Origin of the sequence: Chryseobacterium fluminis (assembly GCF_026314945.1) — a bacterium.
Lineage (GTDB): Bacteria > Bacteroidota > Bacteroidia > Flavobacteriales > Weeksellaceae > Chryseobacterium > Chryseobacterium fluminis.
Map to the genome: position 1 here is coordinate 1,340,515 of NZ_CP111121.1, position 18,116 is coordinate 1,358,630.

General features: G+C 33.7%; 3 protein-coding genes. All 3 read right to left on the bottom strand.

Annotated features, from left to right (window positions below):
• Positions 1 to 48: 48 nt before the first annotated feature.
• The 3 genes from ODZ84_RS05960 to ODZ84_RS05970 are packed head-to-tail and all read right to left on the bottom strand — an operon-like array spanning position 49 to position 18,083.
• Positions 49 to 3,318 (bottom strand): non-ribosomal peptide synthetase, encoded by a 3,270-nt coding sequence (locus ODZ84_RS05960; protein ID WP_266176075.1) that lies wholly within the window; start codon positions 3,316 to 3,318, stop codon positions 49 to 51.
• A complete protein-coding gene (locus tag ODZ84_RS05965; protein ID WP_266176076.1) occupies positions 3,318 to 4,043 on the bottom strand; it encodes an aspartate/glutamate racemase family protein in 726 nt (241 codons plus the stop codon). The genes ODZ84_RS05960 and ODZ84_RS05965 overlap by 1 nt, the downstream gene beginning before the upstream one ends.
• Positions 4,044 to 4,070: 27 nt before the next feature.
• Positions 4,071 to 18,083 (bottom strand): non-ribosomal peptide synthetase, encoded by a 14,013-nt coding sequence (locus tag ODZ84_RS05970; RefSeq protein WP_266176077.1) that lies wholly within the window; start codon positions 18,081 to 18,083, stop codon positions 4,071 to 4,073.
• Positions 18,084 to 18,116 lie beyond the last annotated feature (33 nt).

Here is an 18,116-nt window from a genome sequence, read left to right on the forward strand (position 1 = left end):
ATCAAAAAGATTTATTTGAATTATTATTAGGTTATTTGTTGTTTTAAATTATTTTAGACTGAATGAGGGAATAGATTTTTTATCAATCAGGCTAATTTTATTTACGGTTTCGTTCTGATTATCAACAATTTGTTTCAAACACAGCAAAAAACGTTCTCCCAGTTTTGAGATTTCCGAATCGTTGAATACATTCTTTTGGTATTCAATAAAATAAGAGATTTCGTCCTGGTTATTATTGATATAAAAGCAAATAGGAAATTTGCTTCTTTTTATGATTTTTTCTTGCGGAACAAATGATATATTCTCCAAACTATCGGTATCATTTGCATCTTCGTGATTGATAAAATTGACATATACATCAATTCTGTCCATCAGATTAAAATGATGTTTGTGATCAAAATCTTCAATAATAGAATCGAATGGATAAAATGAATTGTCGAAAATTTTTACTTGATTTTTAATTGTTTCGTCAATAATCTCTTTAATTTTATTTTGACCATTGATTTTTACTCTATAAGGAGCCATATTCAAGTATAATCCAACCTGGCCTATTAAACTGGGATGATTTCTAAGATTAATGGGAGCTCCTATAATGATATCATTTTGACCGCTTATCTTATGAATTAAAATCCCTAAAGCAATAGTCATAATTCCCATCACATTATAATTATGATCTACACAATATTTTTTAATTTCTCCGGTAAATTCGGAAGAAAGCACTTTTGAGTAATGAGCTCCTTCAAAATTATCAGTAACTGAATTTTTATACCATTTAGGCTGTTGTTTTATATTTTCTAAATAGTTTTCCCAAAATTCTTTTTCTGAAGAAAATTCATTATTTGCCAACCTGTTTTTAATCCAGTAAGCATAATCCTTATACTGAACGTTAATTGGGCTGAGCTGGACCGAATGGCCCTTTTCATAAGCTTTATAAAATTTTATAACCTCACTGATAATAATCTTATCAGAGGTGTAATCCCCGATTATATGATGCATTAATGTGGATAGAATGAACTTATCTTCGGAAATTTTAATCACAAGAAACTTTACCAATGGAGCTTTCTTCAAATCAAAAGCCAGATCGGTAAAATCTTTTAAATATTGTTTTGCGTTATTTTCGTTAAAGTTTTCACCAACAATTTTATAATCAAATACGGCATCAATAACAATTTCGTCAACAATTTTTTGTACTACTTCCCCAGCTTCATTTACATCAAATGCTGTTCTTAAGATTTCATATCGATTAAATATTTCCTGCAATGCCTTTTTAAAAAGCTCGACTTTAAAATCACCATTTACATGATACGTGTATGACATATTATTTGCTTTTGAGTGATCTTCAGATTGAGAGGCAAGCCAAATTCTTAATTGCTCATTAGATATGCTATAACCATTTTCATTTTCAGAAATTGGTATGATTTCATTTTTCCCAGCGATGGATTCTAATACCGGAAGCGTGGAAATATGTGATGCCTGAGACCGTATTGTGGGACATAAAAACAGATCTTCAATTGTTAGATTAACATTGAAAGCCATTCTTATTTTAGATCTCAGTGAGATTTGCCTGATACTATTCCCTCCTAATGACAGGAAATGATCTTCAGTTCCGATATTGCCTATATTCAGGACTTCCTGCCATAAGATTATTAATTTTTCTTCTACAGCATTAACTGGTTGTTTTTTTTGAGTTGTATTTCCTTCTGAAAGCCTTTTTTGGATGCTGTTCTGAAGGTGTACAGTATCTATTTTTCCATTTGCATTGATTGGAAATTCTTTTAATCGAAAAATAACAGAAGGCATTTCATATACAGACAAATACTTTGAGCAATGCATTCTTAAATCATCCTCAGTGACAGTATTCGATCCATAAAAACATACAAGGCTGCTGCTTACAGAATCACTATTGTATATCATGCATTTTACGGTATGAATATCATTTAGTTTTAAGATTACAGTTTCAATAGAATTCATATCAATTCGGACCCCATTGAGTTTAACCATTCCGTCTTCCCTGCCTATTACGATTACATTTCTTTCGGAATCATATTTCCCATAATCTCCGGTTTTATAGACTATATCTTTTTCCTGCCTCAATGGGTTTTGAACGAATTTTTCCGCTGTAAGTACCGGATCGTGGTAATAGCCTTTTGACAAAAATGGAGTTTTAATATAGATGTCTCCTTTTTCGTTAATTCGACACAACTCATTGGCTTCATTCACAATCAAAATCCTGGTATTGGATATAGGCTGTCCAACAGGTAAAACTTCTTCAGAATTTCTATTAAGATTATTTTCTATTCGGTAAAATGACTTAACCAATGTAGATTCTGTGGCACCATAAAGGTTTATGATAGTGGTATTGTGCCCGTATAATTTTCTCCAGTTTGTAATATCCTTAGCATACAATTTTTCTCCTGCAAGCAATATATATTCTAATTCAGGAAACTCATTTGAAGTAACAGTTTCTGCTGCATTATGTATGGTTGAAAGTAATCGTAACATGGTCGGAATGGTATGTAACAATGTTATTTTTTCATTTTTAAGCCACTGAAGCAGCAAAGCTGAATCTTCTTTTATTTCTTTTGATGGAAAACAAATAGTTCCTCCATTCATTAAGGCTACAAAAATATCTCTTAAAGAAGCGTCAAAAGAAAGTGATGTTAACTGCCCTACCTTAACTTTTTCAGTAATAGCCAGTTCTTTTGATTCCCAGTGTATAAAATGGCTTAAGCTCTGATGACTACCCAAAACTGCTTTAGGTTTTCCGGTTGACCCTGAGGTAAAAAATATATAATTAGAGTCTTCACCTTCTACAACTATATCCTTATTGTGAATTGATAGTTCCATATCAATTTCATTCTCTATATAGATGCCTTCACTTTGTCTATATTCTGAAAAAATCAATTTACCATCATTGCTGTCAACAGCAATAATGGTTGGAATATTATATTCGAAAAGAGAGTCATATCCGAAAAAGGAATTAAAATTATTTTTTGAAATCAGTAAAGCTTCAGGCTTGATTTTCGTATAAAGTTCTTCCCAATAATTCTGACTGTATTTTTGATCCAGAGGTAAATAAACAGATCCTGATTTAAAAATACCCAGTATCGCAATTAACTGAGCCAGTCTGTCATCCAGAAAAGTAGTTATTATATCTTCTTTTTTTATAGAAAAATGAGCTAAAAGATCTGCTAAACGATTAGCCTGACTGTTTAATTCACTATAAGATACCGATTTCGTTTCAGTACGAACTGCAATATTGGCTGGTTTTTCTTCCGCAATATTTTCAAATAAATAATGTAAAACTTTTTTATTCATTATAGCGCTATTTCTATTTTTTTTAGATTCATTAAATCCACCACTTCATCTACCAATACGTCTATTACATCCAGAAAATGAATATTGACATCAGCATTTTTAATACCTATCTGAACTTCTGTACATCCACCAATGATAAGCTGAACGTCTTTATCTATAAGGCTCTTTAAAGCGTCATTAAATAAATCATAAGCAGAATCAGAAATTGTAGAGGATTTAAATCCTCCTTCCATGTAAACCGATTTCATAAATTTTTCCTCCTGATCATATTTACTGAGTGTTATCAATTCAAAAGGCATACTTTGGAATCTGTCGTGAAACAGTTTAGAATTTATTGTGCCTGTTGTTGCTAATAATCCTATTTTTTGAAGATGGCTATACTCTTTTAATAACCGGCTCGCTATCAGGTCTATAGGATTTACTATTTTACTCTTGCCTAAAGCATCAAATTGATTTAAAAAATAATAGGACGTTACACAGGTAGAAATAATATAATCCACCTCACATTTCTCAAGAATGTCCAGTGATCTCTTAAGTTCTTTCAGGGGCGATTCTTCATTATATACTATCGCAAGGGTTCTGTCCGGAACCTGGCTATTGTTATGCACAATAAATTCCGGGAAATCCTGATCGCATTTGGCATCAGTTTTATCAATCAGCTTGTTTAAAAAAAGCAACCCTGCCCTGGTGCCCATACCAGAAATAATACCTAATTTATTTTTCATAAATATGTTATTTGATATCATTTTTATTTAAAAACTATCGTCAATAGCAGCATTGATGTCATCAAAAAAGCTAGCCTGCTCTTGGATTTCTTCCGTATTCGATGCAACGATGTAATCATCAATTGGTAAAGAATCGTTTGAAAAAACAGATTCCATCAGCATTAAAAATTCTATGAACATTTTTTCTATTACATCAGCCTCAAATAAATCGGTATTGTAAATAATATTGCAGGAAATTTTATTTTCATAAACTTTAAAGTAAAAAGTCAAATCAAATTTGCTTTTATATGATTCTATCATGTTAGAATATCCTTGTTCGTTTATTGCAATCTGATTCTGATTTATGGCATTTTGAATCATAACAACAGACACATCAAACAAAGGGCTTCTGGATAAATCTCTCTGCAGTTTAAAGTGATCTGTTATGGATTCTACAGGAAAGGACTGGTGTTCCAAACCTTCTAAAACAGTATTTTTAACTATTTCTAAAAGTGACTGATAATTCTCTTTATTAGGCAATAAAACTCTAAACGGCACCGTATTTACAAAACATCCGATCTGGCCTTTCAGACTATGATGATCTCTACCGTCTAAAGGGCTGCCAATAACCAGATCTTTTTGATAAGAATATTTATATAATAAAATATAAATAAGACTTAAAAAATTCATAAACAACGTGGTCTCTGTATTTTGCGCTGTCTGTAATAGTTTTGTATAATTATTTCCGGTTATATCGCCAGAGAAAACATTCCCGTTATATGTTTTAATTTGGGGGCGTTCTTTTGATACAATCAGATCAAGCGGCGGAACTTCTTTTTCAAATTTATTCAACCAATATTTTTGCTGCTGTTTTTCTGAATTATTTTGTGCGATCCAGGCAACATAATCTTTGTGTTGAATTTTTAAATCTTCAAGTTCTACTTTATTTCCATTTTCATAAGCTTTATAAAAAGCTAAAACATCATTTGTTAAAACTTCCATGGACCACCCATCTCCTATTATGTGATGTATATTATAATAAAACACATAATGCGTATCACTTATCTGCAGCAATACAGCACGCAATAAAGGTCCGTTTTCAAGATCGAAGCGTTTTTCGTTGTCGTCATCAACAAAGTTTTTTATTACTTTCTCAATGTTTTCCACATGACGATAATCTTGATATTCCACCTCAAATTTTAATTTTTCGGGAGGTAAAACCCATTGTTTTATTTCGCCATCAATGTTTTCTTTAAAAACGGTTCTCAATATTTCATGGCGTTCTATTGTAGCAAGTATAGCCTTTCTGAAATTTTCCGGATTAATGGCTAATTCAATACAAGCAGGCATATGGTATGCTTTAGATCCGTTTTCGAATTGACTGGCTATCCAGATTCTTTTCTGAATTGCAGACACAGCATAACTTTCAGCTTCCGGTATTTTAGGTATTTCATCCTGATCGATTGTATCACATAATTCCAACAGCTTAACATGAGAATTAATAGTTGTTGATTTGAATATATCGTTTACCTTAATTTTTACATTAAAGGCTTTTCTGTATTCATTAATCAATAAGCCGGCTTTTAAACTATGCCCTCCAAGTTCAAAGAAATTATCGGTAACTCCCACATTTTCAATCTTTAAAACGTCTTCCCATATCGCAACCAATTCTCTTTCAACGCTCGTTACCGGTGCAACAAATTCTTTTCGGATCATATCATCTGATGATATGGAAGGAAGGGACTTTCGATCAATTTTACCGTTTGGGGTCAAAGGAAAATGAGATAATTCGACAAAAAACCCAGGAACCATATAATCTGGTAATCTGTCCTGAAGAAAATTACGAAGGGCTCTTTTATCCAAAGTATTTTCTGAGATGATGTACGCTACCAAAACTTTTTCTGAGTTTAGCTTTTTCGTCTCTACTATAACCTGTTTTAAAGATGCTGAAAATTTCAAAAGCGTATTTTCGATTTCTCCAAGTTCAATTCTGTAGCCTCTTATTTTAACCTGATGGTCTTTTCTTCCTAAAAATTCAACATTCCCATCTGGAAGCCAACGCCCCAGATCGCCTGTATCATACATTCTTTGTCCGTCGACAAATGGATTTGCAATAAATTTCTCTGACGTAAGCGTTTCATTATTAAGATAACCACGTGCTATACTGGCTCCCGACACGTAAATCTTACCACTCACTCCTACCGGTAAAATTTGTAACTGATCTCCCAAAATATAAACCTGCGTATTAGAAACCGGTTTACCTATTGGGATCATTCCGCCATGATCTGGATTTACTTTATAAAACGTACTCACTACCGTATTTTCTGTCGGCCCATAATTATTATAAATATCTAAATGTGAACCTTCAGCTATTTTTAACGATTCTCCTCCAACCAAAAGCTTCACTTTATCGATGACGATTCCGGAGCTGATTAAATCACTGCAAATAGCAGATGGCAAATAACTATGTGATATCTTGTTACTACTGTAAAAATCAGCCAGCTTTTTTAAATTTAACCGTATCTCCTCTTCTCCAATAGGATACAGAGATGCTCCACTAATCAGATAAGGAAAAATCTCCCAAACAGATGCATCAAATCCAACTCCGGAAAATAACGCTCCACGACTATCTTCATCAACTTTAAATGCCGTGCAATGCCAATAGCATAAATTAATTAAATTATGATGTTCAACCATTACCCCTTTTGGCTGACCTGTAGTTCCGGAGGTATAAATTACATAGGCTAAATCAGTTGCAGAAGTGATTTTTTCAATATTCAATTGCGAATACTGGTTCTGAACTTTTCTGAATTTTTCGAACAGGAGTTCATCAATAATAACTTTAGCTGCGCTATCTTTCTTTATGTAATCTATTCTATCGTGTGGGTAATTTGGGTCAATGGGCACATAAGCTGCTCCGGATTTTAATATTCCTAAAATTGAAATAATCAGGTCTTCACTTCTCTCTAATTTAATCCCAATTAAATCATCAGCCTGAACACTATAATTTTCTCTTAAGTAATGAGCAAGCTGATTGGAAAGTTTATTTAATTCGTGATATGTAAATGTATTGTCTTCAAAAACAACTGCTGTATTATCAGGTTTTTTTTCAACCTGTTCTTCAAATAAGGCAACAATTGTATTATCTTTTGGATAAAAAGCTGCCGTTGCATTAAAATCGAATAACAATTGCTGTTTTTCAGATGGCTTCAAATAATCTGTCTGATCTAACACGGCTGATGGATCGGCAATTGAATTGCTTACCAGATTTTCAAAATGACTGAAGATTCTTTCTATTAAAAAAGCATTATAAATGTCAGTGTTGTATTGTATCGTTAAAGACAAACCTTCTTCACATTCTGTGAAGACCAAACTCATATCAAATTGAGCGATCTTATTTTCAAAAGCATAGCTTTCTGCCTGCAGGCCTGCTAAATCTTCTTCATTTGTTATTTGTAATTGTGCTTGATTTTGCAGCACAACAATAACATCAAATAAGGCTGAACGACTGGTATCTCTTTTTAAATTTAATTGACCAATCAAATCATCAAAGGGATAGTTTTGATATTGATACGCTTTTAATAATGTATGTTTTTCATTATCTAAAATGTCTGAAATAGTAGCATTTTCTGCTATCTGAGTTCTTATTGCCAGTGTATTAAGATATAAACCAATTTGGTTCTCTAAATCAGGATGTTCTCTTCCTGCAATAGGTGTTCCTATTATAATATCTCGCTGATTTGTATATTTATAAAATAAAGCTTTTACCCCCGACAATAAACTCATAAACAAAGTAGCATCATGATCTTTTGAGAATTTTTTTACTTTCTCCAAAAATTCTTTTGAAAATTGATGACTGATACTGTTTCCACTAAATGTTTTCACTAAAGGACGCTTATTAAAACTTGGCAATTCTAATATTGGCAGCTCACCTGAAAATTGTTTCATCCAATATTGTTCAGCTGCATTGTACTTCTGTTTTTGGATATCATCATTTAGCCAAACTGCATAATCCTTGTACTGAATTTTTAACTCCGGTAAATTGATGGCTGTATTGTTAACTAAAGAATTATATACACTTACAATTTCTTTGATTAATAATTCCATAGACCATCCATCACTAATAATATGATGCATGGACATAAAGAAAATATGTTCCCTTTCCTTAATTTTTAGTAAAGATGCTTTAATCAGAGAGCCTTTTTCTAAATCAAAAGCAATCGCGATCTCATTTGCCAAATAAGCATCAACAATGTCCTTGGCTTCATTATTAGGAATAAGATCAACATAATTGATTGTAAAGTTTAGCTCCTCTTTTGGCGTAATAAACTGACGTACCTGTTCTCCTTCTATTGGCCGGAAAGTTGTTCTTAAAATCTCGTGCCTAAGAATTAGTGATTTAAAGGCTTCTTCAAATTTTAAAATATCCAAATCTCCTGTAAACTTCAGAACAACAGGCATATTATACGCTAAAGATGCGCCTTCAAACTGGTTTAATACCCAAAATCTACGTTGAGAGGGAGTCAACGGATAACTTCCTGATTCCGGGGCGGGTGGGATAGCCAAATAATCCGCTTGGATTAAATTTTTGCTCAGTCCTTTTATTGTTGGATTATTAAAAAAGTGCTTAAGCGAAATACCAGTGCCCAGTTCTTTAAAAGTCTTGTTGATCACCTGAACCGCTATTAAACTATTTCCGCCTAATTCGAAGAAATTATCCGTTATTCCCAATTTATCAACATTTAAAACTTCCTCCCAGATCTTGATCAATTGTAATTCTGTATTTGTTGTTGGGGCGATGTATTCACGTCTTATAAGATCTTCTCCTGAGATCGTTGGCAATGATTTTTTATCTACTTTTCCGTTTGGAGTTAATGGCATTTTGTCCAGCTCCAGGTAGTAACCTGGCAGCATATAATCTGGTAATTTACTTTGCAAATAGCTTCTTAAATCTGCCTTATCTATTTTCGTTTCACTTACGTAATAAGCAACTAATGCCTTTTGAGAATTAAATTCTTTTGCTTCTAAAACTACCTGCTTTAGCTGATCAGAAAACCCTAAAATAGCCGATTCTATCTCTCCCAGTTCAATTCTATAGCCTCTTATTTTAACCTGATGGTCTTTTCTGCCTATAAATTCTATGTTTCCATCTGATAACCAATAGCCTAAATCTCCTGTATCATACATTCTTTCCCCTTCTATAAAAGGATTGGTCAAAAACTTTTCCTCCGTGAGATCTGCCCGGTTCAGATAGCCTCTCGCTACACCTGCTCCGGATACGAAGATCCTGCCTGTAACTCCCAGAGGAACCAATTGGTTATGCTGATCAAGAATCAATACCTGGGTATTGGAGATTGGCTTACCTATAGAAATGGTTCTGGAATCTTTATTCGTAATACGATAAGATGTACTATAGGTGGTATCTTCCGATGGACCGTAGAGATTCCGAACTTCGATTTTATCCAAAGGAAGCTTCGCAATAATATCTGTAGGAAGAACTTCTCCTGCCATATTGATCACTTTGATATGATCCAGCAGTACTTGATCTTCTATTAATTTTCTTACTACAGAGGGAACCGTATTTAATAATATATTACTGTCCTGATCCAGATAATGATTGATTTCCAGGGCATTCTTTAAAATCCTTATTTTCTTACCTGTCGAAAGGGTATAGAAAAATTCATAGACAGACAAATCAAAGCAATGAGAGGTAACTCCGTAAACAATATCAAATGCATCAGCATGATACTCCTTTTTAGACCAGTTAATCAATTCAACGGCATTATGATGCTCTATCATTACACCTTTGGGGTTTCCTGTAGTTCCGGATGTATAAATAATATAAGCCAGATGATCGGATGTTGAGCGCTGATCTGCATTTAATGGGCTGTAATTGTCCTGAACTTCATAAAATTTCTCTAATAGGTCCTGATCAATAACAACTTTGCTATTGCTGTCTTTTTCAATATAATCAATTCGATGTTGCGGATAATTTAAATCTACAGGCACGTAGGCCGCTCCGGATTTCAGTACTCCCAATAAGCTAACAAGCAGGAATTCATTCCGTTCTAGTTTAACTGCGATTAAATCGTCAGGATCAATAGTATAATGAGCTCTTAAATAAGCCGCCAACTGATTTGCTTTTTCATTTAACTCCTTATACGTAAGCCTACGATCCTCAAAGATAACTGCCGTATCATCAGGTGTTTCAGCAACCTGTTCTTCAAATAAATCTACCAGGGTTTTATTCTGTGTATGAACAACTTTTGTATCGTTAAAGTCAAATAGTAATTGTTGTTTTTCTGGCTCTGTTAAATAATTTATGGTTTCTAAAGCCTGCGAAGGATGATTTATACATTCTTTTAATACATTCTCAAGATGAGCAAACATTCTTTCAATGGTCCCGCCATGATAGATATCTGTATTGTAGTTTATTGAAAGCGACAGCACCTCTGTTTCAACGAAAGTATACGTAATATCAAATTTAGAAATTGAACTTTCAATCTCATACGGGCTCACTTCAAGATTTAGCAGAGTATCATTGTTTAGATTGTTTAACTGCCCTTGACTTTGTAAAACCATCAGGACATCAAACAGCGCCGAGCGGCTCATATCTCGTTTCAAATTTAACTTACCTACCAGAGAATCAAAGGAATAATGCTGATGTTCATAGGCTTCCAGCAGAGTTTCTTTTTGAACCGCAAGTAAATCCTTAAAACAAATCTCTTTTTTTAATCGTGTACGGATCGCCAGTGTATTAAGGTATAAACCTATTTGGTTCTCTAAATCAGGATGTTCTCTTCCTGCTATTGGAGTTCCAATGATAATATCATCCTGACCGGTATATCTGTATAACAATGCATTTATTCCCGACATTAAAGTCATAAATAAAGTAACATCCTGTTCTTTTGAAAAAGACTGAAGCCTGTCTGAAAATTCTTTTGAAAATCTCTGAGTAACACTTGCCCCGTTATAAGTCTGAACCAAGGGACGAGTATTAGAACCCGGCAATTCTAAAACCGGCAGAGTTCCTGAAAATTGTGTAAGCCAATAATTTTCTGAAGCTTCTTCATTTTTCTGTTCCTCATTTCGCCAAACAGCGTAATCTTTATACTGAATTTCCAATTGTGGTAATTCTGCTTCTTTTTCTTTTAATAGAGCATTGTAGATTTTTATTACTTCGGAGATTAAGATTTCCATAGACCATCCGTCGCCAATGATGTGGTGCAACGTCAAGAAAAACAAAAATTCATCATCTTTTAGTTGTATAATACTGGCCCTTAGAAGAGGTGCACGCTCCAGATCAAATGTCTCATTGTTGCTTTGTCTTAAATAATCAGCAAGAAATTCTTCCTGACTGATCATAAAACGAAAATCTTTTTCAATGATTTGAAAATCTACAGCTGAAGCTGGAATAATATATTGATAGACTTCACCTAATTGAGTAGCTTTAAAGCTGGTTCTTAAAATTTCATGGCGTTCGATTAACAATTTAAAAGAAGTTTGAAATTTAACAGTATCAACATTTCCTTTTAAACGAACCGCACCCGGCATATTATACGCCAGAGATCCCCCTTCAAGCTGGCTTAGTATCCAAAGTCTGCTTTGGGAGCCAGTTAAAGGATAAAATTCAGATTGCGAAGCTTTAGAGATAGCCCAATACTTTTTGTTTTTTAATGTTTTACTTAATCCTGATATCGTAGCATTCGCAAAGAAATCTTTATAGCCTACAGAACTTCCCAATTGTTTTTGAACTCTGTTGATCACCTGAGAAACTATTAAACTATGCCCTCCCAGATCAAAGAAATTATCATTGATACCGATTTTTGGCAACCCTAACACCTCCTGCCATATTGCAGCCAACTGTTTTTCGATTTCTGTGGATGGTTCAACATATTCTTCTTTTATTAAGTCATTGTCGTCCACTTCCGGTAATGCTTTCAGATTTGCCTTTCCATTTGAGGTGAGTGGAATAACATCTAATGGAACATAATAATCAGGAACCATATATTCTGGTAATAACCTGCTTAAAGTATTCTGAAGTTCTTTTTTATCAATTTCATGATCTGATACATAATAGGCTGCCAGAATTTTGTTCCCTTGGCTGCCTTTAGTCACCACAACGGCCTGCTTTAAAGCTGTAGAAGATTGTAATAGCGCCATTTCAATCTCACCAAGCTCTATCCTGAACCCCCGGATTTTTACCTGGTGGTCTTTTCTTCCTAAAAACTCTACAGAACCATCTGAAAGCCATCGCCCAAGATCGCCTGTATCATATAGTGTATCTCCTTCAACGAATGGATTGGGTATAAACTTTTCTCTTGTTAAATCCGGAAGATTCAGATAACCTCGGGCAACTCCTGCACCACCTACATAAATCTTCCCGGTAACACCTACAGGTGTAGGATGCAATGATTCATCTAGAATATATGCAGTGGTATTTGGAATGGGTTTACCTAAAGGAATTGTTGTACAGGTCAAACTGTCAATTTCGTATATTAGTGAAAAAGTAGTATTTTCTGTAGGACCATATACATTGTTCAGCTGTATATCCGGAAAAGCATTAAATACTTTTTTGATGTGATGTGAAGAAATAGCGTCTCCACCAACCATTAATTTTTTTACATTTTTAAAAACCGCAATATGGCTATCAACAATATAGTTAAACCATGAAGTCGTGATGAAAAAACAATCCACCTTGTTTTTATTGATAACTTCTTCCAGTTTATCATTCTGTAATAAATCATCCTGAGAAGCAAGGATGAGTCCTGCTCCGTTTAATAAGGTTCCAAAATATTCAAAAATAGTAGCATCAAATGATATTGCTCCGGTACTTAGAAGAATATTTTCAGTACCTAACGTAAAATAAGAACATGGTTTAACAAGTCTTACTACACTTCTATTCTCCACCATAACACCTTTAGGATTACCTGTTGTTCCAGAGGTATAGATTACGTAAACAAGGTCTGTTGGACTATTGATATTTTTAAGATTCTCATCACTGTATCCTGTACTTTGAAGAATAAATTTTGAAAATTCTTCTTCATCAAAGATGACTTTACTTTGAGTATCATTTTTAATAAAATCAATCCTGTCCTGAGGAAAATTCGGATCAATAGGAACATAAGCGGCTCCAGATTTTAATATTCCCAGAATAGCAATTATTAATTTTTCATTTCTCTCTAATTTAATTCCAATTAGATCCTCAACCTGGATCTCATATTTATCTCTTAGATAGGCTCCAAACTGATTGGATAATTTATTGATTTCCCGGTAGCTATATTTTTTATCTTCAAATACCAAAGCAATATGATCAGGAGTCTTTTTCACCTGCTCCTCAAATAATTCAATGATCGTTTTATCTCTTGGATAAGCAATCTTAGTATCATTAAAATCAACCAATAAATGGTGTTTCTCCGAGGGTGATAAATAGTTTATCTGATCTACTGTTTTTGAAGAATCTGCAATCGAATTGATTAACAGGTTTTCAAAATGCGCGAATATTCTTTCTACTAAAAAAGCATCATAGATATCTGTGTTGTATTGTATGGTTAAAGATAATCCGTCTTCAAGTTCTGTAAAGATAAAACTCATGTCAAATTGAGCTGTTTTGTTTTCAAATACATACTCTTCAACTTTCAATCCCTGCAATGACTGGGTACTGTGAAGTGACTTAACCTGATTCTGATTCTGAAGCACAACCATTACATCAAACAATGCAGAACGGCTGGTGTCTCTTTTTAAATTTAATTGATCAACTAATAGGTCAAAAGGATAATTTTGGTATTGATAGGCTTCTAACAGAGTATGTTTTTGTAGGGCAAGTAAATCTAAAAAGCTGCTATCACCTTTAAACTGGGTACGTATAGCAAGTGTATTAAGATATAAACCGATTTGGTTCTCTAAATCCGGATGTTCTCTTCCTGCTACCGGCGTACCCATGATAACATCATTTTGTCCTGAATACTTATACAATAAAGCATTAATGCCGGCCATTAATGTCATGAACAAAGTAACATTTTCCTCTTTAGAAAATTGCTGTAACTTATTCAGAAAATCTTGTGAATATCTGTTTGAGACATGGCTTCCATTATTAGTTTTTATCAGCGGGCGTGTTTTAAAAGCAGGCAACTCCAGTACAGGAATCTCTCCATAAAATTGATTTAGCCAATATTTCTCAGATACTTTAATTGCTTCTACATTAGATTCATTTTGCAGCCAGGCTGCGTAATCTTTATATTGAATCTTTAATTCAGATGGTCTTATTTCTTTATTATCCAAAAAATTATTATACGCCTCAATGATTTCTGAAATCATGATTTGCGATGACCAGCCATCCCCTATTATATGATGACGTGAGAAAAAGAAAATATGTTCTGCGGCTGAAACTTTTACTAAGCTTGCTTTGACTAAAGGTGCTTGTTCAAGATTAAAAGGAGTATTATTTAATGCAATCAGATGATTTTCCAGATCTTTTGGTTCTTTATCCTGAAAATCAAAAAAATCAATTTCAAAAACGACTTCTTGCTCCGATAAAATAAATTGACGTAGCTCTCCTGTTTCATTAATCTTGAAATAGGTGCGCAGAATTTCATGTTTATTTATCAGGTATCCAAATGATTTCTGTAAAATCTCTACGTTAAGAATTCCGGTGAGTTTAATGGCTGTTGGCATATTATAAGCCAATGATCCTCCCTGGAACTGGCTCAGCAGCCACAATCTGTTTTGTGAAGGAGTGACAAGGTAAGACTCTGATTGTGGTACCGCTGGAATGGCAGAATAATCTGAATCTGTCATTTTTTTGGTTAAACCGGCAATGGTTGGATTAGCAAAGAAATCCTTAAATGAAATACTCTTTCCTAATTCTTTAAACGTTTTATTAATAACCCGGACAATGATTAAACTGTGTCCGCCCAACTCAAAGAAATTATCTGTAATTCCGACTTTTTCAACATTTAAAACTTGTTCCCAGATCTTAGCCAATCCAATTTCTATTGCTGTTGCAGGCGCTATATATTCATGTCTGATAAGATCTTCTTCTGAAATATCCGGTAACGCTTTACGATCTGTTTTTCCGTTTGGAGTCAAGGGCATTTTCTCCAGCTCTAAATAGTAACCGGGAAGCATATAGTCTGGTAATTTATTCTGGAGATAGCTTCTCAAATCTGATTTGTTAATATTTTGATGAGAAGAATAATAAGCAACTAATATTTTCTCTCCATTTTTTTCTTTTACATCAACAACAATTTGATCTAACGATTCTGAATACCCAGAAATAGCACTCTCGATTTCTCCTAATTCTATTCTGTGACCTCTTATTTTTACCTGAAAATCTTGTCTTCCTTCAAACACAATAGAACCGTCGGAATTCCATTTTCCCAAGTCCCCTGTTTTGTACATTTTTGTTCCTTCACAAAAAGGATTAGCAACAAAACCGGACTCTGTCTGTAAGACATTATTAAAATACCCTCTTGCTAAGCCTGATCCTGATATATATATATTTCCAGTTATACCAACTGCAACCGGCATTAGAGCATCATTTAAAATATATACCTGTGTATTTGAAATGGGTTTTCCTATGGATATGTCATCTGCAGTATGTATACGGCCTATTGTTGATGAAATGGTAGCTTCCGTTGGCCCGTACTTATTGTATAACTGATATTTTTCTACATATCTTTCTATCAATTCAGGTTTGAAATGTTCACCTGCAGATATAATTCTTTTTAAGGATAAAGCTGAACTGAGATCTAAGTTTACTAATAAACTAGGAACACTATGTAAATGGGTAACAGCATTTTTTTCTATTATTTTTTCCAGTTTTTCAGCATCCAGTACATCCTCTTTTTTGACAATGCATAATGTCGAAGAGCTCAACAAAGCGGTAAACATCTGTTCTACAGAAGCATCAAAAGAAACAGATGATAATAAAGCAATCCGCTCATTTGACTCTATTTCTAAAAAATTTATTTGGTGTAAAAGATAATTGACCAGACTGCGATTTTCGATCATCACTCCTTTTGGATTACCCGTAGAGCCTGACGTATAAATCATATACACTAAATCTCCTGCTTTTGATGTTTTATCAGGATTGGTTTTGCCAAATGAAAAACGAACCGAATTAAACTTTTCAATTTCAACCGAATCAATTACTTTTTTACAGGTGCTGTCTTTTTCAATATAATCTATTCTTTCCTGCGGATATGCCGGATCAATGGGCACATAAGCAGCTCCGGATTTTAATATTCCTAAAATTGATACAATTAGTTCTACATTTCGTTCTAATTTGATTCCAATGAAATCATCGGCAGCAGTATAATAATTTGCTTTTAAATACCCTGCAAACTGATTGGCACTTTCATTTATTTCAAGATAAGTAAATTCTTTTTCTTCAAAGATTACTGCAATATTATACGGTGTTTTTTCTACCTGCTCTTCAAATAAAGCGATCAGTGTCTTATCTTTTGGATATGCCGCTGCAGTATTGTTAAAGTCATACAATAGCTGCTGTCTTTCAGTTGAAGATAAATAATCAAGGGAATCTATTGATTGTTCTGGTTTTGCAATAACCAGCTGTAGTAATGAACCGAAATGATTTAAAAGCCTTCTGATAAAATCGGAGGTATACAAATCGGTATTATAAGTAACAATCAGCTCTAATCCTCTTTCTAATTCTACAAATGAAAACTTTAAGTCAAACTTACTTACTTTATCTTCTTCTATATCTACGTTCTGTACTTCTATTTCACCCAAACGATAGGTATCTCCTTTTAGATGATCTGTGTTCTGGAGCGTCATCATAACATCAAATAAAGGATTACGGCTTCTGTCACGTATTGATGGCAATTGTTCTACCAGTTCATCAAATGGATAATCCTGATGCTTATAGGCGTTAAGAGTATTTTCTTTAACATGGGCAAGAAGATCAAAAAAACGATCTTGTTCTTTAAATTTTGTTCTCAGTGCTAATGTATTCACATAGAAACCAATTTGATTTTGTAAATCAGCATGTTCTCTTCCGGCAATAGGGCTGCCTACAATAATATCTGTCTGATTGGTATATTTATAAAACAACAGTTTTACTGTCGCTAATAATCCCATAAAAAGTGTACTTCCCTGGGATTGACATAAAGCATTAAAGTCTTTTAAAATGGTATCATTGTAAACTTTTTTCAGCGACCTTCCATTATATGTTTTTATGGCTGGCCTGGTTTGATAGGTTGGTAGATTTAAGTTGGGCAATTCACCTTCAAAATGATGTATCCAATAGTTCATATGATTACTCATATCAATCTCTTTCAATTGATTTTGCTGCCATGCAGCATAATCTTTATATTGAATTTCCAGAGGACTTAATGGATTTTCGACCTCGCTTACGAAAGAATCATATAGAGCAAATAGTTCATTGATCATCACATCATTTGACCATCCGTCGCTTATTATATGATGCATGACACATATAAAGGTAAAAGTGTCTGAGGAAGTTTGCACCAGTTTAGCCTTAAGCAAAGAATCTTCAGATAAATCAAAAGAATACTCAACTTCACTTATAATAATCTCTTTTTTTCTTTCGGACAGATTTAAGCTGCTGCTTATATCTTCATATTCCAATTGAAATTTGACATCTCTAATATCAAGTATAATCTGTCTGACATTTCCTGATTTTTCTTCTTTAAATACTGTACGTAAAGATTCATGACGCTCAATCAGGGATTCAAATGCCTTTCTTAAAGCCGGAATTGCTAAATTTCCTTTTAATTGAAAAACACTGGGCATATTATAGGCTGTATTGGCGCCTTCCAATTGACTTAACAGCCATACTCTATGTTGAGAAGAAGACAAAACATAACTGGATGCTACAGGAGTCTGCGGTATCAACTGACTCTTTGTCTTTTTAGTTTTATAGGAGGAAATAAATTCAATTAAATCATTTTTATGCAGCTTAATTTCATTCAATAAATCCTCAGTCATCACCCCTTTGGGAGCCTTAATATCCAGTTTATCATCAACTAAATCAATTTTTATATTAGAACTCGTTAATTTTTTAAGTAGTGCTTGCATTCCCTTATTGAATTTATTTAACTCTTAGTTTTT

Coding starts and splice junctions, on each gene's coding strand:
- ODZ84_RS05970 (WP_266176077.1), bottom strand. CDS start 18,083: ATGCAAGCACTACTTAAAAAATTAACGAGTTCTAATATAAAAATTGAT.
- ODZ84_RS05965 (WP_266176076.1), bottom strand. CDS start 4,043: ATGAAAAATAAATTAGGTATTATTTCTGGTATGGGCACCAGGGCAGGG.
- ODZ84_RS05960 (WP_266176075.1), bottom strand. CDS start 3,318: ATGAATAAAAAAGTTTTACATTATTTATTTGAAAATATTGCGGAAGAA.